The 20,125-nt window shown below is 63.3% G+C and carries 17 protein-coding genes and 3 pseudogenes; 10 read left to right on the forward strand and 10 right to left on the reverse strand.

The window, feature by feature from the left end:
• Positions 1–103 precede the first annotated feature (103 nt).
• Both ABC766_RS16140 and ABC766_RS16145 read left to right on the forward strand, forming a co-directional pair.
• Complete coding sequence (locus ABC766_RS16140) at positions 104–1,330, forward strand: IS701 family transposase (protein ID WP_345822777.1); 1,227 nt, start codon at positions 104–106, stop codon at positions 1,328–1,330.
• 97 nt (positions 1,331–1,427) lie between these two features.
• Positions 1,428–1,610, forward strand: a pseudogene (locus ABC766_RS16145) (IS3 family transposase); the annotation flags it as partial.
• 2 nt (positions 1,611–1,612) lie between these two features.
• On the opposite strand, the gene ABC766_RS16150 reads toward ABC766_RS16145, so the two are convergent.
• The 9 genes and pseudogenes from ABC766_RS16150 to ABC766_RS16190 form a co-directional block, all read right to left on the reverse strand.
• A protein-coding gene (locus ABC766_RS16150; protein ID WP_345822778.1) for an ISNCY family transposase occupies positions 1,613–3,123 on the reverse strand; the annotation gives its coding sequence in 2 pieces (ribosomal slippage) (positions 1,613–2,226 and positions 2,226–3,123; 1,512 coding nt in all).
• A gap of 454 nt (positions 3,124–3,577) precedes the next feature.
• Positions 3,578–4,711 carry an aminomethyltransferase family protein gene (locus tag ABC766_RS16155; protein ID WP_287082963.1) on the reverse strand — a complete coding sequence of 378 codons (1,134 nt, stop codon included), beginning with the start codon at positions 4,709–4,711 and terminating at the stop codon, positions 3,578–3,580.
• Between the two features lie 129 nt (positions 4,712–4,840).
• On the reverse strand, positions 4,841–5,224 hold the full coding sequence (locus ABC766_RS16160; RefSeq protein ID WP_345818960.1) for a cupin domain-containing protein: 384 nt from the start codon (positions 5,222–5,224) through the stop codon (positions 4,841–4,843).
• 254 nt (positions 5,225–5,478) lie between these two features.
• The gene (locus ABC766_RS16165; protein WP_345818962.1) at positions 5,479–7,230 is read right to left on the reverse strand and encodes an APC family permease; all 1,752 of its coding nucleotides are present in this window, start codon (positions 7,228–7,230) and stop codon (positions 5,479–5,481) included.
• Between the two features lie 192 nt (positions 7,231–7,422).
• A complete protein-coding gene (locus ABC766_RS16170; RefSeq protein ID WP_287082970.1) occupies positions 7,423–7,806 on the reverse strand; it encodes a group II truncated hemoglobin in 384 nt (127 codons plus the stop codon).
• Between the two features lie 317 nt (positions 7,807–8,123).
• On the reverse strand, positions 8,124–9,185 hold the full coding sequence (locus ABC766_RS16175) for a DUF3445 domain-containing protein (protein ID WP_345818964.1): 1,062 nt from the start codon (positions 9,183–9,185) through the stop codon (positions 8,124–8,126).
• 10 nt (positions 9,186–9,195) lie between these two features.
• Positions 9,196–10,143, reverse strand: a complete 948-nt coding sequence (locus tag ABC766_RS16180) for a PDR/VanB family oxidoreductase (protein WP_345818965.1) — start codon at positions 10,141–10,143, stop codon at positions 9,196–9,198.
• The gene (locus tag ABC766_RS16185) at positions 10,140–10,715 is read right to left on the reverse strand and encodes a dimethylamine monooxygenase subunit DmmA family protein (protein WP_345818967.1); all 576 of its coding nucleotides are present in this window, start codon (positions 10,713–10,715) and stop codon (positions 10,140–10,142) included. The genes ABC766_RS16180 and ABC766_RS16185 overlap by 4 nt, the downstream gene beginning before the upstream one ends.
• A gap of 767 nt (positions 10,716–11,482) precedes the next feature.
• Positions 11,483–11,853: pseudogene (locus ABC766_RS16190) on the reverse strand (transposase); the annotation flags it as partial.
• Between the two features lie 457 nt (positions 11,854–12,310).
• Here ABC766_RS16190 and istA (ABC766_RS16195) point away from each other — a divergent pair.
• Together istA (ABC766_RS16195) and istB (ABC766_RS16200) are read left to right on the forward strand one after the other, a co-directional pair.
• Positions 12,311–13,609 carry an IS21 family transposase gene (gene istA, locus ABC766_RS16195; protein ID WP_427902312.1) on the forward strand — a complete coding sequence of 433 codons (1,299 nt, stop codon included), beginning with the start codon at positions 12,311–12,313 and terminating at the stop codon, positions 13,607–13,609.
• Positions 13,609–14,397 carry an IS21-like element helper ATPase IstB gene (istB, locus tag ABC766_RS16200; protein ID WP_127991182.1) on the forward strand — a complete coding sequence of 263 codons (789 nt, stop codon included), beginning with the start codon at positions 13,609–13,611 and terminating at the stop codon, positions 14,395–14,397. Before istA (ABC766_RS16195) ends, istB (ABC766_RS16200) begins: the two co-directional genes overlap by 1 nt.
• 278 nt (positions 14,398–14,675) lie before the next feature.
• On the opposite strand, the gene ABC766_RS34005 is transcribed toward istB (ABC766_RS16200), so the two are convergent.
• Positions 14,676–14,906, reverse strand: a complete 231-nt coding sequence (locus tag ABC766_RS34005) for a helix-turn-helix domain-containing protein (protein ID WP_427902244.1) — start codon at positions 14,904–14,906, stop codon at positions 14,676–14,678.
• A 116-nt stretch (positions 14,907–15,022) separates the two neighbouring features.
• On the opposite strand from ABC766_RS34005, the gene ABC766_RS16205 reads away from it, so the two are divergent.
• From ABC766_RS16205 to istB (ABC766_RS16230), 6 genes and pseudogenes are all read left to right on the forward strand, one after another.
• Complete coding sequence (locus ABC766_RS16205; protein ID WP_345818969.1) at positions 15,023–15,928, forward strand: hypothetical protein; 906 nt, start codon at positions 15,023–15,025, stop codon at positions 15,926–15,928.
• A 69-nt stretch (positions 15,929–15,997) separates the two neighbouring features.
• A complete protein-coding gene (locus ABC766_RS16210; protein WP_345818971.1) occupies positions 15,998–16,888 on the forward strand; it encodes a 3'-5' exonuclease in 891 nt (296 codons plus the stop codon).
• Positions 16,889–16,890: 2 nt separating this feature from the next.
• The gene (locus ABC766_RS16215; protein ID WP_345818972.1) at positions 16,891–17,286 is read left to right on the forward strand and encodes a hypothetical protein; all 396 of its coding nucleotides are present in this window, start codon (positions 16,891–16,893) and stop codon (positions 17,284–17,286) included.
• A gap of 68 nt (positions 17,287–17,354) precedes the next feature.
• Positions 17,355–17,618 (forward strand): annotated as a pseudogene (locus tag ABC766_RS16220) (helix-turn-helix domain-containing protein); the annotation flags it as partial.
• A 205-nt stretch (positions 17,619–17,823) separates the two neighbouring features.
• On the forward strand, positions 17,824–19,365 hold the full coding sequence (istA, locus tag ABC766_RS16225) for an IS21 family transposase (RefSeq protein ID WP_345818975.1): 1,542 nt from the start codon (positions 17,824–17,826) through the stop codon (positions 19,363–19,365).
• 9 nt (positions 19,366–19,374) lie between these two features.
• Positions 19,375–20,121 (forward strand): IS21-like element helper ATPase IstB, encoded by a 747-nt coding sequence (istB, locus tag ABC766_RS16230; protein ID WP_345818977.1) that lies wholly within the window; start codon positions 19,375–19,377, stop codon positions 20,119–20,121.
• Positions 20,122–20,125 lie beyond the last annotated feature (4 nt).

The raw sequence follows: 20,125 nt of genomic DNA on the forward strand, positions 1-20,125 counted from the left end.
CCCTTTGCAGAGACGCCCTAGCATTACAGTTGCGAGCTAAGGCTCCTATCTGAGAGGTTTCGGATGGGAGAGCGCGATGCCTTGATCCTCGCTCGAGTCCACGCTGGAGCTCTGGTCCACGACGCTGCGGCAGACCAAGCAGCGCATTCGCCCGCTGTTTGCCGCCCCGAGCGTCGCCGCCTCCGCCAACGCCTTCCTGGACGGCCTGCTCGGGGGTGAGCGGCGCAAGACCGGCTGGATGCGGGCTGAAGCTGCCGGCGATCCGGGTCCCTGGCGCCAGCAGGCCATCCTCGGTCGCACGCACTGGGATGCGGAGGCGCTGCGCGATGTCGTGCGCGACGACGTCGTCGAGACGCTCGCCTCGCCCGACGCGGTTCTCGTGGTCGACGAGACCGGTTTTCTCAAACAGGGCAAAGCCTCGTGCGGTGTGGGCCGGCAGTACACAGGCACGGCCGGTAAGATCACCAACTGCCAGATTGGGGTGTTTGCCGCCTACGTCTCGGATCAGGGCCACGCCTTCATCGACCGTCACCTGTACCTGCCCAAGGCCTGGGCCGGGGATCCGGCCCGAAGGCAAACGGCGCATGTGCCCGAGGCGATCACGTTCGCCACCAAGCCGCAGTTGGCGCTGGCCATGATCGAGCGGGCCATCCAGGCCGAGGTTCCGTTCGCGTGGGTAGCCGCCGACAGCATCTACGGGGTGGGCGAGATCGAGATGGCGCTGCGGCGGGCCTACAAGGGCTACGTGCTCGGCGTCACCGGTCAGCATCGCTTCTGGTCCTGGGACGCAAACCTCGACGTTGCGGGCACCGCCGCGGAGATCGCCAAGGGCATCCCCGATCAGGACTGGGTGCGCCTATCGGCCGGAGCCGGCACCAAGGGACCGCGCCTGTACGACTGGGCCTATCTGCCGCTGGCCACGCTCCGGGCTGACGCGCTCGACGCCGCGCTCGATCAGAGCTTGTGGACACGCGGCCTGCTGGTGCGGCGCAGCCTGTCGGACGGGGCGCTCGCGTACTTCACCACCTGGTGCCCGGCCGGCACGCCGGTCGAGAAGCTGGTGATGGTGGAAGGCCGGCGCTGGGCGATCGAGGACGCGTTTGAGACCGCCAAGACGGAACTCGGGCTGGCCCACAACGAGAGCCGTTCGTGGCACGGCTGGCACCGGCATGTCAGCCTGGTGATGCTCGCCTTCGCGATGCTGGCGCGGGTGCGCCGGCTCGCCAACGGGCCGCCCCCAAAAACGACGCTCATCGCCAAGCTCGCAGGTGCCGTGGTCCATCCAGGAGATCCGGCGCGTGGCGATGCGGCTGGCGCAGCGCCGCATTGAGACCGCCTTCGTGCTCGCCTGGTCAGCTTGGCGGCGCGCCCACCAAGCTGCCGCTCAGCAAGCGCATCGCAGAAGTAGAATGCAACTGTAATGCTAGGGCACTTCGCCGAGCCTGCTGTTCTCGTGGAAGCGACACATGCTCGAGGGCGGCTATCAGGCCGTGCATTCCGACGAGGACGTCGCCGGCACGAGCCGGGTACGCGACCTCGAACGCCTGCTGGGTCGCAAGACCGTAGAGGTGGAGATCCTGAAGGAGGCCCTCGACCTCGCGCGCGCAAAAAACTAGGACGGCAAAGCTGGCTGTTGGGCCTGCTGTTCGAGGGCGGCGAGGTAGGCGTCGGGATCGCAGCGGAAGCGGGTGCGTGCAGTGCGGGCCTGTCGTCCGCGGTCGAGAGATCTGCGCAACGCCCGCCACGTCATCGGATCGACCCGGCCGAGGTCGCGTCCGGATGGTGTCTCGGCCCGCGCGCGGATGCCGGCGACGAGCCGTACAGCACCCCGCAGCACGGCGCCGGGCGAGGCCGTCTTGCGCCCGGTGGCGCGCCGCTCGTGGTAGCGCTGCGAGCCGAACAGCTGCTCCAGGGCATTGTTGGTCCGCGGCAGGTCGGGCCGGTCGGCGGCATGGAACAACCCGGGCCGGTAGCTGCGCGCCACCTTGCGGAAGTGGTCGAGGGCGACCCCAAGGTCGCCGACACGGTGGCGGTGACGCTGCATCGATGCCAAGAGACCCTCGAAGCGCCGCCGGACCTTGGCTCCTGTCTCCTCGGCAGGATTGGCCAGCAGACGCGCGGCAGCATGCACGAAGACGAAGCCCTGCTCCACCGCAGGCCAGAGCGGTGCCGTGCCGGCGAGCGCGCGCTCGATCAAGAACGTGAGCCGCGCGAGCGGGCGCGATGCCCCCCTTTTGAACGCACCCGCTCCAAGCTCCCGGCCACCTTCTCCAAACGGCCTTTCAACCGCAGGCCGGCCGCGTCGAGCGGAGCACGGCCATCGTCGGTGATCGCGCTGCGCACGGCCGCCGCGTAGCCTCGCACCAACTCCGCCTCTGGATCGGTCCGCCCCTCCACCGCCCGCTCGATCGGGCGCACCCCGCGCACGCCCTTCTTCAGCTCCTTCTTGGCATGCCGGTCGGCCTCGAAGATCGGCAGCGCTGCCTCCCGCAGAAAGTGGAAGTGGCAGAGTTGGTGCGGTACGCCCGGCAGCACGGCGGCCACCGCCTTGCGGATGGAATGCTGACCATCGCTGATCACGCCCGTGATCGGCAGGCCCACGGCCTCGACCACCTCGCGCAGCAGGACAGCGAGATCCTCGGCCGTGCTGGACAGGAGGCTGCGCGCCAGGAGCACCGTGCCCGAGAGGCAGTCGCGCAGGACCCAGAGCACTTCGTGCCCGACGTCCGGCTGCAGGCCGTCGAGGGCGAGGACGATCCGGTCCTGCCCGGCAAGCTGCCGGCGCAGGTGAACAGAGTCGCCGAGTTGGGCGGCCAGCACCTCGTCGTAGCGGTCGAGCAGGTTGGTCACGCTGCGCTCGGCAATCCCGACCCCACGCCCGCGCAGGATCGCGTGGATCTCCGGGACGGAGCGGTGCTCGCGGTGGCGCAGGGCGCCCACCAGCGCCACGACGTCGAGGCCGAACTCATGCTGCGGCAGGGCGAGCGCGCCCTCGGCCTCGGGACGGTAGGGCTTGTGGAAACGGGCACAGCCCTCCGCCTCGCAGCGACGGATCTTCAGTCGCAGCAGCACCGTGCCGGAGAGTGTCACCAGCGTGCGGCGGTTCTCGTAGCGGATGCGCATGCGCGTCCCGCAGGCCGGGCAGAGCCGGCGAACCGGCACCAACATCCGCTCACGATTGGGAACGCGAGCTTGGGTGCGGGACATGGCGCGCCTCCATCAGGCGGCTCCGAATCCGCAAGCTACCAGACAGCCAGCTTTGCCGTCCTAGAAAAAAACCGAGCTCGCCGCATGTCCGGTCAAACAGGGGGCACTCCAGAAAGGCGTGTCAAAAGTTAAGCCGCCGGATTGGAGCTCCTTGCAGACCCGCAGTGAAGACCGCTAAGGCGAGACCGCGCGGGAGGCAGTTCTTTCTGCCGCCACAAATTCTGTCCCCGCGGGATCCGCCTCACAAGAGTTACCAGGTATGAAAGTTTAGTCTCACTTGAAGGTGAGGGTCGTCGAGGGCCACGCGACTGACTGTAACGTCGGGTCGCCCTCGCCTAGGGAGCCGAGATTCGTGGCTCGTCTCACCAGATCACGCTGTCCGCTCCTCTATCGGGTGCGTTCGCAGCCGCATCGGATCGTAGAAGGGAGTGCGGACGACGTTAGCTGTCAGCTTGCCCTTGTCGGTTTGGACCTCGACCTCCGTGCCGAGCGCGGAGAGCTCCGGCGGCAGATGAGCTAGGCCCAGCGACTTCATAAGATGGCGGCTGTAGGTTGTGCTGTTGACCGTCCCAACCTCCCGACCATCCTTGAAGATCTTGGAGCCAGGCGCCACAGCATCATCGTGCAGGATCTCAAGTCCGACCTGCTTGAACCGTTCCTTGCCCTTCTTCTTCTGAAGAGCCGCTTTGCCCCGGAAGTTGGGCTTGCCAAGGTCCACCGTCCAATCCGCACCAACCTCCCAGGGCGTCGTGTCTGACTTAGGCATGTCAAACGGGAAGAACAGAAGCGCTCCTTCGACGCGAACAATATCGAGGCAGTCCCAAGAGGCCGCAACGATGCCGAACGGTTTGCCCGCTTCCATAATCGCGTCCCAAATTCCGACGGCATCCTGGGATGAACAGAAAACCTCGTAACCGCGCTCGGCAGAGTAGCCACCGCGAGCCAGCGAGACGTCCTTCCCGAATAGCTTTGTGCGGGCGTGCTCAAAATACTTGAGCTTCGCCAAGTTGAGTGGCGTGTGGGGCTTGAGGATGTCGAGTGCGAGAGGCCCCTGCAGAGAGAGGATATGGATATCGTCGTCCCGCGCCGCCTGTACGTTCCGCCCCTCTGTGAACTCGGGCAGCACGTCCTCCAAATTTCCCCCGCCGTGCGAAATCCGGAACTGTTGGGCTCCATCGCGGTAGACGAGCACGTCGTCGATCAAAGAGCCATTCTCGTCAACAATATTGCTGATTGCTGACTGACCCGGAGAGAGTTTACTCACGTCGCTCGTGAGCATCGCGTTGAGCATCGCCTCGGCGTCAGGACCGGACACATTGACGATTCGCAAACCCGTCACGTCGAACAGGCCCGCTCGCGAGCGGACGATGGTCGTCTCCTCATAGCGATCTGTGCTGTAGCTCTGAGGGATGGGCATCCCGTTCCACTCTGCGTCAAGCTTAGAGCCGAGAGCAAGGTGGCGCTCATTCAGAACCGACTGGCGCGGAAGATTTTTGTAGCTCATGTACTTATTCCTTTACGGTGTTTCGGCCAGCTAAACCGAGGAGGTCGAGAATGTCGCGTGCTTCAGGGTTGCCGGACCAGCCGGCACTGACGTCCCACAGTCGAGCAATGAACCGGCTGCTCGAAGAAATCAGGATTCTGAGCTAGGGATCTCAGCCGCGAAGCGCTTGTGGACACGCTCGGGCATGCGCCACGTGCCGCGGAAGCCTTTGCGGATCGCAAAGCCGTCTCCGGGCCCGAACTCTTGAACGGCGCCGCTATCCTCATCCGTGACGATGATGCGTCCCTCGATGATGGTCGCCATCTCGTTGAACGGATAGTGGGTCAGCCTCATGGTTCCGGGAGTGCAGGTCCAAACTCCGGCGAGGAAGTTACCCTTCTCGTTCGTCATGAAGACATCGAGAACCTGCTCACAGGTGCCCTCGACGATTTCGCCCAGCGTTGCGGGACCTCGCACCTCTTTACCGCTTTTGCTGCCATTTGGGTCTAGTTTGACCAAGATCTGCGTCGTCAATTCTCCCTCCCTAAGCTTGCTCTTCACGTGAAAGCCAGATTGGCACAACGAGGATCGAATGGTGGAAGGAAGTACATTCGTGTGAAGGCGGCAGGCTTATTCCACCCGCACGGCCGGCTCCTTAGCGGTCTATGAGCCTTCCTTTTCGGCTATGACCTTCCGCTCATGAATGCGCCGTATCGCAACTGCGCACTCGCCCTGTTCCTTGCCCCAGGGTGCATGGCGGCTGCCGTGCACCCTAAAGAGGCGCGGCGTCAGATCGTGAAGAACCAGTTGGATAGCAGCAGGACCGCCACACCGGCGACCAGAGCCAGATAGGGCAGGACTCCGGCCTTGCGCTCAGCCATCGCCCGCTCCGTCCCGACATGCAGGTCCTCGAACATCTCTGCGGGGAATTTGCCACCGTCCTGGATGTAGTGCCGGAAGCAAAAGACCGGGATGATCATCGCTGCCGTTATAAGTCCGGCCCAGAGAGCCACAGGATTCCAGACCTTCGCTCCAGCCCCAAGAAAGACGACGTTTACGAAGGAGAAGACGACGCCGAGTCCGAGCACGAATGTCGGTGCCCGATAAGGACGCGGCACCGCTGCGGAATCTATACGATGGATCCAGGCCGAGTTCAGGTTGAGGAAGTTGAAGATGATGTAACCGCAGTTAGAGACAGCAAGGATGAAGAAGAAGCTCGTCGCGTCGGCGCAGGCGATGGCGAGGATCACCAGGTTGAAGCACAAGTCGGTCCACATGGCGCGGGTCGGCGCCCCGTGTCCGTTGACATGACTAAGGTAGCGGGGCAGCCAACCGTCGACTGAGCCCTGGTAGAGCGTGCGTGACGAGCCTGCCATCGCCGTCATGATGGACAGGATGAGAGCCAGGATCATCAGCATGACCAAGGCACTCTCGACGATATGGCCGCCACCAACCATGTGGGCGAGTGCGGCTGCAACGCCTGAGCCGTCGGCAATCGAGGGATCGAGCATGCCTTCAACGCCCAACATGCTCTGGAAAGTGAAGGGCACGAGCGTGAACAGCACTAGGCAGAGAAGGCCAGAGTAGAAGATTGCCTTGAACGTGTCCTTAGCCGGATCCCGGAACTCGCTCGTGTAGCAGATCGCCGTCTCGAACGCGTAAGTCGACCACGCCGCGATGAACATGCCCCCAAGAACCAGGGTCCAGCCAGCGATGTTCCACTCGCCAGACGCAGGTGCGTTCGGCGCTGCCAGCGGTACAAGCGGCGAGAAATTGGACCAGTTCACGCCGTTGATCAGAAGTGGGATAACGCCAACAATGAACATCGGGATGATCACGACCAGGCCGATGTATTTTTGCACGCTGGCTGTGCCGGAGACACCACGATGCTGGATTGCAAACACAGCGAGCATCAGAGCAGCGCCGATGAAGAAGGCGGCGTTAAGCGACAAGGAAACTGGGCCAAAGCTCGTCTGGAACAGCGACCAGGTTCGGATCCCAGGCGACAGCGCGGCAATTGCAGCAGCCGTCTTGTCGGCATCAGACATCTGCAGACTCGCGCCGTGGGTCGCGAGCCAATCTATCACCGCGGCCGATGTCGCTGCTGGTTGAGGCGCAAACGCATTGAGGATGTAGGCAGCTGCGATCGAACATCCGAGGGAGAGCACGGGCGACCACGCTACCCAGTTACACCAGACGGACAGGGGGGCAGTGAGCTTCGAGTACCGCACCCATGCGGCCGCTCCATATACGGAAGCGCCGCCCGACTTGTTCGGAAATAAGCCCGCGATCTCTGCGTAGGTAAATGACTGAAGAAAGCCCATGATCATGGACAGCGTCCAGATCAGAAAGGCGAGCTTGCCGGTGTTGCCAGCAATACCTCCGACCGAGAACAGAACGAGGGCCGGCACACCGCTTGCAACCCAGAACGCGCCCGTCCAATTGATTGAGCGGTGAAGCTTACCATCCTCCGACGCGTGTATTGCAGACACATTGTTGATCAAAGGGGGGCTAGCTGCCCCGGACAATACCGTATTCATAGCGACACTCCTTGGTTTTGTTTCATAAACCTTAGGCTGTGGTATTTTCTTGCTTGTCTCGTAATGGGCTCACGACGCTGAGACGCCGCGTTCGGCCGGCTGGACAGCCATGCTGAAATCGTGGATCGAGTCGGATGTCGAAATTCTCCGCACCGATCTCTGTCAATCCCAACTGGCCAAATTCTGCGGGTTTTACTGACGGCTAAGGCCAATATTCATAGCTATCTTTGTAAGATGCCGCATTACCTCTGCTCCGGTCTCTTCCGGCAACTTAACTTCGCTTACCGCTCGTGCCATGCAGTCGAGCCATAGCGTACGTAGGGAAGACCCGATCTCGATGTGCTCGTGGATCCGCGTTAGGTTAGCATGCCCGAATTTCTCAACGTACAGCTTGGGCCCTCCGAAAAATCCCGATAAGAACCTAAATTGTTCGGCCCTGGAATGGCCAATGCCGTGGCCGCGCAAATGAAGAAGGTGCAATTCCTCGGCCGCCGGGTCTTGCTCGACGATGTCGTAGAATTTATCCACTAGGAGGCGGAGCTTGTCGTCGCCTATCTCGTTATAGAGATTTCGCATGGCTCAAACTCCAGAAAAATTTGCCTTGCGCGATCCGGCCCGTCGATCTTCATTTGCAAACTGTCGTATGGGGCGCGTCTGATGATATGAAGTGCTCCTCATGATTGGTCTGCTGGTTTAAATTCGCGTTTGGCCTCAAGCGGACCAAGCATGTACTGGGGTGGTTCGCCTCTTCTCACGGGGGGACCTAGGTGGGGATCCCCTTGCGCACTCGACCGCGATTGCGTTGCCCCCTTAGGAGCGCCGCCCTTAGCAATTTCCCGCTGCAGTGCGCATTGCTCACCATTTGCGTCATGCTGCACTCGCGGTTCCGAACCTTAAGTAGGCAGGAAAGACTGATCAGGCTGAATTCCTAGCGATAACGGGGCCCCATCGTCAGCCGCTTCCAGACGCGAGGTGACGTGAGCCATATACCGAGTCAGGCCCTTATACTCCGCCAACTCTGGAGGAAGACTTTTCAGGACACGATGGAGGCGCTTGCGCCACTTTTCGACGCGTTCGATGTCCTGGAGGCTGATTAGGTAACACCGAATACCGAAAAGGATGGCATTTGACCGAGGCAGCCGGAAGAGAGTCTGAAGCTCGACGCGGAGGTGAACCTTCTGAGCCACGTTCTCGGGCGTCACCGTTGCCCGATCGGGCCCCCAATCCGGGTAGTTCTCCGGTGAGGTATCCATCCTCGGATTGATCGTCATCGTCCAGTTCAGGCGGCGCACAGGATGGCCGTACTGAAGTCGCAGCAGGTACTGCAGGGCGCGGTCGAACACGCCGATATCGTGCGCGAGCGGGACAGGTCCGTGCCACTCGTGAAAGCTCATACCGATATCAAATTCGAGCGACCAGTCCGCCTGGCAGGTCACCATCCCGCCGTCGACATATAGGTTGTGATCTCGCTGATCCTGCAGCGTGAAGTCGCCCTGCGCTTGCCGGGTGATGTACTCGAATGGCTCACAGGGAAGTGTGCTGGCATCACCGAAGACAAACCGCTGGTCGATGTTCAGTGGGTGGTTGACCCAGTGCCAGTTCGCTCCATCGCGCGTGAGCGTAAAGTGCTCTGGGTAATCGGCAGCCAAGCTCTGCATGATGAGCTCGAGCGTGTCCCATTGCGCCGGCATCATGTGTGGCAGAACTTGGCAACGCTTCGGATCCGCTTCTAAGACCAGCGCTCGCTCGCGACATTCAGCAATGTAGTGTTCATCGACGTCAAAGGCATGCTCGAAGACCGGGCACGCACCGCTTTTGACGTGCGGCTCCATGTTGACGGAGTACATGTACTTGTCTTCCGCGAACGGAAACGGAAAACGAAGGATAGCCGCGTCACTATTCTTATAAGTGAAGCTTTCGCGGAACGTCTCGTCCGGCTTGAACTGAACACCCATTGTTTCCTCCTCAGAGATCAAGCACGAGAGAGTCGGATTTTGCGCGTGACACGCAGGTCGCAATCAGGCGCCCTTCGGCTTTCTCTTCATCAGAGAGAACATGGTCCCGATGCTCAGGCTCCCCATCAAGGACCGGCAAGAGACAGACACCGCACGCCCCGCCACGGCAGAGGCACGGCGCCTCCACACCCGCAGCCTCCAGCGCCTCCAGCAGGCTCTGCGACTCGCTCACGTGAATGGTCTTCTGAGACTGTGCCAGGCGGACGACAAATGGCGCCCCGCCGCTCGTTGCGCCGAAGCTCTCCTGGTGGATTGCAGTCTCCGGGAAGCCGAGTTGCCGAGCAGTTCGGGCCACGGCGTTCATCAGCCCTTCCGGTCCGCAGGTGTAGACGTGCGTTCCGAGAGGCTGATGTGAGAGGATGTCGTCGAGCGAGGGACGCGAATGCGAGCCGTGCACCCTGACGTTTCCGGCTCCGTCACCGACAAGGCCCTGGAAGGCGACTACTTCATCTGGCGAGCAGAATTGGTGGAGTTCAAACACGGCTCCGCGCGCTTTGAGGACTGGGACGTATGAGAGGAACGGGGTCAAGCCGATACCACCACCGATCAGGACGTGCTTGCGCGCGAGAGAAGCGATTGGGAAAAGGCTTGCTGGGGGGCTGAGCTCGACTGTGTCGCCTTCCCTGATGACATCGTGCAGAAAGTGAGATCCGCCGCGGGACTCCTGTGCGCGCCGCACGATGATGGCGTACTCGTCGCGCTGATCTGGTGATGTCACCAGCGAGTAGGAGTTCTTCCAGACGCGATCACGGCCTCGGAGGGTGATCAGAATATGTGCGCCGGGTGCCGCGGTGGGGAACTCACTCCCCTTGCCTGGTGCGAACCGGAAGCGCTTGAGCGTTGGGCTAATGCTATCAACACCAACCACTCGCGCCGACAGATTGCCTTCGAGGATCATAGATAGGCCTGCTCTGCGGAAGGAACATCGCCCGGAACTTCTGCGTCGACCTTTACGCCCATGAAGGCGGACAGCCGGCGCGAGAAGTGATCGCGCACGAACAGATTTGCGCCGCATCCGTCGCAGCGAACGATTGTTGTGGTCACGCGTTCGTTGAAGGTTCGGCAGTGAACACAATGGACCCGACGCGCTTGCGACCCGAAATGGGTCAGAAAGATCTCTCGCTTGCCCATTCCGGCGCGTTGCGCAATCCCATGGACATCCCAAAGAAATCCTTCTTGCCCGGCTGCATACAGCCGCAAACCCATCTGCTCGTGCTCTAAGCGCCGCGCGAGCCGGTCGAGCATCTGCTGGACAGACCGGAAGTTGCGGCCATTTTCCGTCATAGGCCTTGCGGTAACACCCTCATTTTCGTGGGGGCCAACACTCCAGACCTCCAACCCCCGCGCACCTGCCGCGAACGGGTCGGAGAGAAAGGCGGGCGCCTCGGTCACCAAGAGGTGGCGTAGACCTGTGGGATCAATTGTGAGCCGCTCGTAAACGGGGCGACTTTTAATGCCCTGATCGATCATGCATCAGGTCTCCAAAACGGGCTCGCGAAGCTCAAGCGCTGCGTGCGAGAGGCGTCTTCAACGAACCGTCCCACGGTTGGGTCCGCCACGTCGCGGAGTGGCGGGCATTTCCTTGGAAGAAAGTTTCATTGGAGTGGGGAACATGCGCAATGGTGACTGTTGGCACCATTCCGCCAAATTGCCTGCGATTTGGCGGCCTCGGTTGAAAATTAATGCAACCTGCCTGCCCAATAGGCGTGGCGGTGCGTCTACGGCCAAGCCCTGCTGTCCGCGGGATTTGCTACTCGCGACATGCGTCGGCTGTGGCGGTCGAGGGTATCCTCGAGTGTGATGATCACGAAGCCACGCGACGGCTAAACGTTGATCCGCAATCCAAGCGCGCTGCCCCTACGACCGTTCGGCCTTCTGAGCCGAGCTCGATCTCATCGCAGGAGGTACTGAAACGGTCACTCAGCTTGCTCCTCCTGCCATCGAGCAGCGGCTCTGTTACCACCGATAATTTCACCTATCGTTGATAACTGTGGCCGTTCGCGGTAAGGAGCGGCCATGGCCCCCAGGACGAGGACGGAAACCGCACGCGTCGCGAGCGTCGACGCGCCATTACCGGTCCCGCTCGACACGATCGCCGAGCGGCTCGACGCGTACGCGCGCGACGCGCAAGGCGCGTTTGCCGATAACACCGTCCGGGCGCTCCAGGCCGACACGAAGGTGTTCGCGGACTGGTGTCGGGCGAACAGCCGATAAAACGTCCCGGCCTCGCCCGAGACCGGCTGGCCCTCGATCTGGGCCCGGGTGAGCGCTTCGCGAACGGTCCAGATTGTGTTGGCAGCCAGCACCGGGTCGGACAGCCCGAGCCCGAGGAAGCGCATGAATGAGAGCCCGTCCTTGATCAGGAACTTGGGTCACGCTCGTCCGAGAGCGAGTGGCTGGCCTGGAGGATCAGCACCTTGAACATGAACATGAGATCGAACGGCGGGCGGCCACCCTTCGACCCGTCTGAGCGGGGCACCACGCGGGCCAGATCAGGCCGGAACAGCTCGAAATCGACGATGGCGCTCAGTCGCTCAAGCGTATCGCCCTCGGCCGAAAGATCCTTCAGGCGCTCGTCGACCTCAAAGAACCCGGGCTGACCACGCATCGCAGCACCTCGCAAACCGCCGGGGCCATCACACCACGAACCGCCTCAAACCGCGAGGTTTTTGGAGGTTTCCTGGCCGAGGCGGGTTCGCTGACGCTTTCAGGTACCGCCGGTAAGGAGCGCGGCGACACGGCGAACGCCTGCGGGTGGCGGGCAGGATCGACCGTGCCTCGAGGCGACGCGTCGGCTTCTGATGGAGGTTTGGACAAAGCCGAGGTCCGGTCACATTTCTCTGCAGCAGGTCGCACTCAAGGAAGTCATCATCCGCGATGCCCTCGCCGCCCTCGAGCTTTTCTCCGGCTTATCAGCCCCCCTTACGACCTCGAGCTCCCTCATACCATACGGCCGCGCTGGTCGTCCCTCACCTCCCATGAGACCGCCTTCTGTCAGGCGACACGGCAAACTGACCCCCTGACGCCATGAGGATCTGACCCCCTCGATGAGCGAGGAGGTCGAGATGATCAGGAACGAGGCTCAGGCTCTGACGCGGATGGACGATCCGTGGAGGGCCGAGATGAAGACGCCGGACGACGTGTCGGCGATGATGCGGCTGCAGGCGCTCGGCTGGGGCGCGAAGCGGATCGCAGCCGAGCTTGGCTGTTCGAAGAACACGGTGAAGCAGTGGCTGCGACGGGGGGATTGGCGCCCCTGCGCGACGCCCTCGCGCTCGAAGCAGCTCGACGGCTTGGCGGACTGGCTGGTCGAACGCTTCCGGCAGCATGCGGGCAACGCCGACGTCGTGCGCCAGGATCTGGCGACCGAGAAGGGCATCCACGTCAGCCTGCGCACGGTGGAGCGGGCGGTCGCGCCGTTGCGGCGGGATCTGGTGATCGCCGCGCGGGCGAGCGTGCGGTTCGAGACGCGGCCGGGCGAGCAGATGCAAATCGACTTTGGCGAACGGCGCGTCGAGATCGGCGGCGTGCCGACTCGGGTCTCCCTGTTCGTAGCGACGCTCGGCTACTCGCGCCGCCTGCACGTGCGTGCCTTCGGCCACGAACGGCAGGAGGACTGGTTCGCCGGGCTGGAGAGCGCTTTCCGGGCTTTCGGCGGCGTGCCACACGAGGTGTTGCTCGACAACGCTCGCGCCCTGGTCTTGCACCACGACCCTGTGAGCCGCGAGGTCGTCCTGCACCCGCGCCTGCACGCCTTCTCCCGCCACTGGGGCTTCCGGGTGCGGGCCTGCGCCCCGTACCGGGCGCGCACGAAGGGCAAGGACGAGCGCGGCGTCGGCTACGTCAAGAACAATGCCGTGGCCGGCCGCCGCTTCGCGAGCTTCGCAGCCCTGGAGGCGCATCTCGATGCCTGGACGCGGGACGTCGCCGACCGGCGCGTGCACGGCACGACCGGCGAGGCGCCGGGCGAGCGGTTCGCCCGCGACGAGGCTCGGGCGCTACGGCCGCTCGCGGGCGTGCCGCCGTTTTCCGCCGCGCGCGATCTCGTGCGCCGGGTCGGAGCGGACTGCGCGGTTGCGGTCGACGGCAACGCTTACTCGGTACCCTGGCGGCTGATCGGTGAGCGGGTGCGGGTCACCGTGAGCGGAGCGGTGGTGCGCGTCCACCACGGCGGACGGGAGGTCGCCGCGCATGCCGAACTGAAGGGACGTCACGGCCGTGCGGTCGACGACGCTCATCTGGCCGGGCTCGTGGGTAGCCGTGAGCGACCGGCTCATCGGCGCGACCCGCCTCCTCTCGTGGCGACGCCGGAACTGCTGCGTCCGCTCGCCGAGTACGAGGCTGTCGCCGGGGGAGGCTTCTGATGAGCGAGGAACACGATCACCTCACCGTACTGCTCGACCGCCTGAAGCTGACGGCCATGCGTGACCAACTCGACAGCCTGATCGACGAGGCCGGCCGGGGCGAACTGACGATCCGCGAGGCGCTGACGCTGTTCTGCGAGCGGGAGATCGCCCGGCGCGATCAGCGGCGCATCGACATGGCCTTCGGGCTGGCCCGCTTCCCGTTCGTGCGCGACCTGACCGGCTTCGACTTCGGCGCACAGCCCTCGTTGGACAAGGCGCAGATCCGCGAGATCGCCACCGGCCGCTTCATCGCCAACGGTGAGGCGGTGCTGCTCCTCGGACCACCCGGGGTGGGCAAGACGCATCTGGCGGTGGCGATCGGGCGTGCGGCGATCGTGGCCGGCTACGGCGTGTTGTTCACCCCAGCCACGACGCTCGTGGCGCAGTTGGCCAAGGCGCACGCCGAGGGGCGGCTGGAGGAGCGGCTGACGCACTATGCCAAGCCGAAGCTGCTGATCATCGATGAGCTCGGCTACCTGCCGTTCGAGCCGGATGCCGCGCACCTGTTCTTCCAGCTCGTCAGTCGCCGCTACGAGCGCGGCGCGATGCTGGTGACCTCGAACCGGGCGGTGGGCGAGTGGGGCAGCGTGTTCGGGGACGCGGTGGTGGCCACCGCCATCCTCGACCGGCTGCTGCACCATAGCCACGTCGTCACCATCCGCGGTGACAGCTACCGCCTGCGCGAGAAGCGTCGCAGCGGACTTCTACAGAGGGCCGCTATCGTCCCCAACCCCACGCCCGTCTAGGCGAGGAAACCGGCATGGGGGTCAGATCCTCGTGACGCGAAGGGGTCAGTTCCGGTTGTCGCTTGAAACCTTCAAAGCCCTCAAACAACGACACGCCCGATCGACGAAGCTGAGCGTCGCGCACGACAACGCACCATGATCGTCGGACCACACCCAACAGTCACCTTTTCCGGCATGGTCACAATAGACCCCATGCCGCTGTGGAAATCGTGAATTTCCCAAGAATTCTCAATCTAAGTACTTATCCGCACCGACACTTGAAGGGCCTCCTGCAGACGCTATTTCTGCAGGGACAATTTCACACCGATCCAGTCGTCTTGCCTGATCAACGCGATTCCCTTTTCTTCGAGGATTCTCTTAATCGCGCTTAGGGCCAAGCTCTGTAGTTCACGATCGCCGGCCTCGAATCCTTGAAGCGTGCGCAGGCTGACGCCCGCGGATTCGGCAAGCTCCTTCTGTGAGAGTTCTAGAAGCGCACGGGCTGCCCGGCATTGCCCCGGCGTAATCATAATTTCCTCGAAACAGAAAACATGCCGATTTGCGTACGATGCGCATTCATGCGTATTTTGCGAAGGCAATAAACGCCATCCATCGGCCCCGAACTTGGAAGTATGGAGGCAATTGAATGCTGTCTCATCCGTCTGAGCGCTTCTCGCACGAGGCGCTTCTAAAAGCGGCGACTGATGCCGTCACGGCCGCGGTGAACACGAAATTTCCTCTTGATGAGCTCCTTGGCCCCGAACTCAGCCGCCTTATAAGTATTTCGGCATCGGTCGTTAAGCGGCACGGTATTTTACTGGAAAAAGCTTTCGTTGAAGCGCTCAAAGCCAGCGGTCGTTTCGAAGTATTGCACAATCCAACTATCCCCATCACCGCTTCAGCAGATGGTCTGGTTTCCTCAAACACCGCCGAGTGCCTCGCGCGACTCAGTTTGCGGTATGATCAGCCTGCGGTCCGATCCGTCAACCAGGATCTGGTGGTGATCGACGTCGCCGCGGGCTGGGCTGGCGCCTACGCAGTTAAGCGTGGCGGCGGCGACATGGGGCCCCGCCTACGTAAGCCACTCGAGCGAGATGTTGCATCCGTCCGACTTTTGCTTCGCTCTTACCTGAGAGATCAAAGCTATTCCACCATCGACACCACGACGAGCGCCTGCATCGACTGGTTCGGTGCAGCAGGTCTGCCTCCACACCTCACCGTGCAAGGTCCCGATGTGGACGCCCATTTCGGCGTACCCGTAATCGCAACTGTAGAGCTTATGACGCGTCATTTACGCCAAGAGCTCCATAGGACTATGCCTGGCCTGCTCGCACCATTGTTTGATCGATTTGACGCTCTACAATCGAGCTCGATGTCACCGTCTCGAAAAGATATAAATCCGGACGAGATGATGGACGGCGGACGAGAGCCGAATGCTAAATCGCCGATCGACGGGATTTACCCAGTCGGTCCGGGTGCGTTCCGTATGAGCACCCCCTCGCAAACGCACCCCGCAGCCTCAACGGTTCCGCGCGCTGTCGGCCAACGCTGACGCTGAAAACTACGCCGCGACGCGGAACGCCGCACTGAGATCACATCAATTAACGCCGTGAGGTCTATGATGGATTCGTTCGAGGCTGAGCTGCACGCTGCAGCGTTGCGAAGCGCAAAAGACTTCCGCGTCTTGCGCAAGCTTGTGCGTCGAAACTATTGTGAACGCCCGCTCGGTCCCTGGGCCAAAACCGGCCTAATCGTCGACGTCGAGACTAATGGTCTCGAAGCTTGGGCCGAGATCATCGAAATTGGGCTCGTCAAATTTGCCTACACGCCAGCCGGCGTCATCCTCGGAACACTCGGCCAAAGACAGTCATTCAATGAACCTAGCAAACCCATTCCGCCTGCTATCACGCGCATGACTGGCATATCGGACGAGGTGGTGCGCGGTCACCGCCTCGACATCCCATCCTTGCAGGCCTTCTCCGAAGACGTCGATATTGTAATCGCGCACAATGCGGGCTTTGACCGGCGCCACATTGAGCGTGTGCTACCGGTGTTTGAATGCCTGCCCTGGGCTTGCTCGCAAACACAAGTGCGATGGGCTGAGGAAGGTGTCGAAAGCACAAAATTGGCTTACCTCGCCTATCGATTCGGTTTCTTTTTCGACGGCCATCGAAGTCTGGATGATACTTACGCACTGCTCGAAATCCTCGATCAACCTCTACCTCGATCCGGGCACACAGTGTTGGCGGAGCTGCTAGAAGCGGCCTCGCGCCCAAGTCGGCGCGTTTACGCACTAAACCTTCCATTCAATCTGAAAGATGAAGTGCGTGCGCGCGGCTATAGATGGTCGACCGGCGACGACGGCCGCCCAAGAGCATGGCATCGCGATGTCGAAGTGGACAGCGTCGATGAGGAGTTGGCGTTCTTGGATAGTCTTCAGGATCACGATGCGATTGAGCCTCTGGTCTTAGAGCTCGATGCGTTTGTCCGCTTCTCGAACCGACATGGTTAAAGATGATGGCATCGCTTGAACACGCCAACGCGCTGTTCCGGCCCGCGTCTACTGCGGACCTCATCAGGTCTGGTTTCACCGAAGCCCAGGCGGCCGCCATCACGCAGGCCGTCCATGCGGCGTCCAGCGAAGCCGTGGACACGTTGGGCAAAACGTTGGCCAAGTGGCATGCCTACCTCGCGCTTTACCTCCTGACGCAGATTGGCATCGCCATACTCGTTATATTGATGGTACGCACGACCGGTATTCCGCTTCCGCCTCCCTGGGTCAGACCGGCCTCGCACACCGTGCCGCTCACCGCGCGCGATGTGGCTGCTTCGTTTGGTGCGCGCGTCGACAGCATACAAGGCGGGGGGATGCTGCGCGAGGCGCACGCAGGAGCCTGGCGCGCACCCTAGTGGTTGAACTCTGACGGTTGAGTCCGTCCCGGGTTTCGGTTTGCGCTGTGCCCTGCGAGTCTGGCGGGATGCGTAGCGGCATCTCCTTCACGCTCTCTGCCTCGGATCGCCTTCAGCTCGACGCCCTCGTGGCGGACCGCAACACGCCGCAGAAGCATGTCTGGCGCGCCCGCATCGTGCTGCTGAGCGCCGATGGCCTGGGCACTCACGCGATCATGCGCGCGGCGGGCGTGTCCAAGACCGCGGTCTGGCGCTGGCAGGAACGCTTCGCACAGGCGGGCATCGGTGGGCTCCTTCGAGACAAGACACGGCCAGCGCGCATCCCACCGCTAGGCCCGGAGGTGGCTGCGTGTTCCGGCCGACGGTGATGATGGATTCCGGTCGAACGTGATGGAGGTTTCCGGCGCAAGGTGATGACGGTTTCCGGTCGAAGTTGATGGCCGGTTCCGGTGAACGTGATGGCGGCGCGACCGCCTGTCCTGCTGGCAGTCTGCAACCCTGGGTTGACGCTCGGCTCCTCAGCCCGAAGGAGCCGTGATGCCCGCCCCGAGACTGCTTATGCGCCACCTGCGTGATCTCCTGCGCCTGCGTCTGGCCAACGGCCTCTCCCAAGAGGCCATCGCCCGCAGCCTCGGGCTGGGTCAGGGCACCGTCAGCAACTATCTCCGCCGCGCCCGTCGCGCCGGTCTGACCGCTTGGCCTCTGCCCGAGGATCTCGACGATGCGCGGCTCGAGGCGCTGCTGTTCCCGCCCCCACCCGATCTGCCGGCCGACGAACGGCCGCGGCCGGACTGGGGCGAGGTGCATCGCGAGCTGCGCCGGCCCGACGTCACGCTCACCCTGCTGTGGGAGGAGTACCGGGCCCGTGCCCCCGATGGCTTCGGCTACTCCTGGTTCTGCGACCTCTACAAAGCCTGGGCCGGCCACCTCAAGCCGACACTGCGCCAGGTCCATGTGGCCGGTGAGCGCCTGTTCGTCGATTACGCCGGACGCACGATGCCCATCCACGACCCCGAGACCGGGGCCGTGCACGCCGCGCAGGTCTTCGTGGCCGTGCTCGGAGCCTCGAACTACACCTATGCCGAAGCCACCCTCACGCAGTCACTGCCGGATTGGATCGGCGCGCATGCCCGGGCGCTCGCCTTCCTCGGCGGGGCGCCCCGTCAGATCGTCAGCGACAACCTGAAGGCCGGCGTCACGCGGGCCTGCTTCCACGAACCGATGGTCAACCGCACCTATGCGGACCTGGCTCGGCACTATGGGGCGGCCATCCTGCCGGCGCGCCCCTACAAGCCCCGGGACAAAGCCAAGGTCGAGGTCGGCGTCCAGGTTGTCGGGCGCTGGATCCTGGCGCGCCTGCGCCACCGCCGCTTCTTCTCGCTCGCCGCACTCAACGCCGCGATCGGCGAACTCCTGATCGACTTGAATGCGCGTCCCTTGCGGGGCTGGGGGCGCTCCCGGCGAGCCCTGTTCGACGATCTCGACCGGCCGGCGCTGACGCCGCTGCCGGACGAGCCTTACGCCTATGCCGAGTGGAAGCGCTGCCGGGTCGGGCTCGACTACCATGTCGAGATCGCCCGCCACTTCTACAGCGTGCCCTTCGGCCTGCTGCGCCAGGAGGTCGAGGCCCGCATCACCACGAGCACCGTCGAGCTGTTCCATCGCGGCAAGCGCGTCGCCTCGCACCTGCGCTCGACCCGTCCGCATCGGCAAACCACGCTGCCCGAGCACATGCCCAGCTCACACCGGCGCTATCGCGACTGGACGCTCGAGCGCATCGGGCGTGAGGCCGCCCGGATCGGTCCGGATGCGGCCAGTCTGATCGCGGTGATCCTGCGCACGCGGCCTCACCCGGAGCAGGGCTTCCGCTCCGCCATCGGCATCATCGGCCTGGTCAAGCGCTACGGGGCCGAGCGGGTCGATGCGGCGTGCGCGCGGGCGCTTTGCCTTAACACACGCTCCTACACCTCGGTGGCCGCGATCCTGACGAACCGGTCCGAGGCGAAGGCTCTGCCCACCACGGACGACACCCCCGTCCTGGTCCACGCCAACATCCGCGGCCCCGACTACTATCATTGAGGAGAGACCATGCTGATCCATCCCACCGCCGAGCGCCTGCGGGGGCTCGGTCTCTGCGCCATGGCTGACGCGCTGCTGGAGTTGCAGAACAACCCGCAAGCCGCTGAGCTGCCGCATGCCGACTGGCTCGGCTTGCTCGTCGACCGGGAGGCGAGCGTGCGCGACAACCGCCGCTTGGCGCGCCGGCTGCAGGTCGCCAAGCTGCGCCAGGCCGCGGCCGTCGAGAACGTGGACTACCGCACGCCGCGCGGGCTCGACCGCTCCCTGTTCCAGGCGCTCGCGACGGGGGCATGGATCCGTGAGCATCGCCACGTCGCGATCACCGGTCCGACCGGCACGGGCAAGAGTTGGCTGGCCTGCGCGCTCGGCCACAAGGCCTGCCGCGACGGGATCTCGGTTGTCTACCGGCGCGCGCCGCGCCTGTTTGCCGACCTCGCCCAGGCGCGCGGCGAGGGCCGGCTGGCGCGGTTCATGACCCAGATCGAACGCACGCAGTTGGTCATCATCGACGATTGGGGACCCGAGCCGCTCACCGCCGAGCAGAGGCGCGACCTTCTGGAGATCGTTGACGACCGCTACGATCGCGGCTCGCTGCTGATCACCAGCCAAGTTCCGATCTCAGCTTGGCACGACGTCGTGGGTGACCCCACCTTGGCCGACGCGATCTTGGACCGTGTTCTTCACACCGCCCATCGCATCGAGCTCCGGGGCGAGAGCCTGCGCAAACGCGGCGCACGGGAGACGAACGAGGCTTGAACGA

The sequence above is a fragment of the Methylobacterium fujisawaense genome, from assembly GCF_039619325.1.
Lineage (GTDB): Bacteria > Pseudomonadota > Alphaproteobacteria > Rhizobiales > Beijerinckiaceae > Methylobacterium > Methylobacterium fujisawaense.